This window comes from Algoriphagus lutimaris (assembly GCF_017051705.1).
Taxonomy (GTDB): domain Bacteria; phylum Bacteroidota; class Bacteroidia; order Cytophagales; family Cyclobacteriaceae; genus Algoriphagus; species Algoriphagus lutimaris.
On sequence record NZ_JAFIDJ010000042.1, the window covers coordinates 1 to 282 of the forward strand.

Genomic DNA, 282 nt, shown 5'->3' on the forward strand with positions numbered 1-282 from the left:
CAGGTGCAGACGGTGCTGATGGCGACTCCGCATATGAAGTCGCAGTAGCTAATGGGTTTGTAGGAACTGAAGCCGAATGGCTCGCATCTCTTGAAGGAACAGATGGAGCGGACGGTGCAGACGGTGCTGATGGCGACTCCGCATATGAAGTCGCGGTAGCCAATGGATTTGTAGGAACTGAAGCCGAATGGCTCGCATCTCTTGAAGGTGCTGATGGAGCCGATGGATTAGATGGTGCCCCAGGTGCAGACGGTGCTGATGGCGACTCCGCATATGAAGTCG

The 282-nt window shown here is 55.3% G+C and carries 1 pseudogene; it reads left to right on the plus strand.

Annotation, left to right across the window (positions count from 1 at the left end):
- Nucleotides 1–282 (plus strand): annotated as a pseudogene (locus JYB62_RS19710) (hypothetical protein); the annotation flags it as partial.